This window comes from Oleiphilus sp. HI0117 (assembly GCF_001635235.1).
Genome location: NZ_LWGA01000231.1, coordinates 1 through 342, shown reverse-complemented (window position 1 = coordinate 342; position 342 = coordinate 1). Strand labels below are relative to the sequence as shown.

Below are 342 nucleotides of genomic sequence, written 5' to 3'. Positions count from 1 at the left end.
GATCCTTGCCCCCTAACTCAAGCGTTAGGTTAATAAACCTACCTGCACATGCTTTTTCAATATCTTTACCGGCCTCGACAGAACCAGTAAAGGTCACAGCCTTTATGGAAGGTTGCTCCAGCATAGTCTTGGCTGTGTCATGACTCATATGAAGGCATTGTAATACGCCCTGAGGAAGACCCGCGTCGGCAAAAGCCTCTACAATACGTTCACCGCACAAAGGTGTTTGGGCTGAATGCTTTAGGATCACCGAGTTACCAGCTAATAAAGCTGGAATAATAGAGTTGATCGGTGTGTGTAGAGGGTAATTCCATGGTGCTAGAACTGCTACCGTTCCAACCG

1 protein-coding gene is annotated in these 342 nt (G+C 47.1%); it reads right to left on the bottom strand.

The window, feature by feature from the left end:
* The coding region (locus tag A3757_RS02870) for an aldehyde dehydrogenase family protein (protein WP_156506135.1) at positions 1-342 on the bottom strand (342 nt) is incomplete at both ends.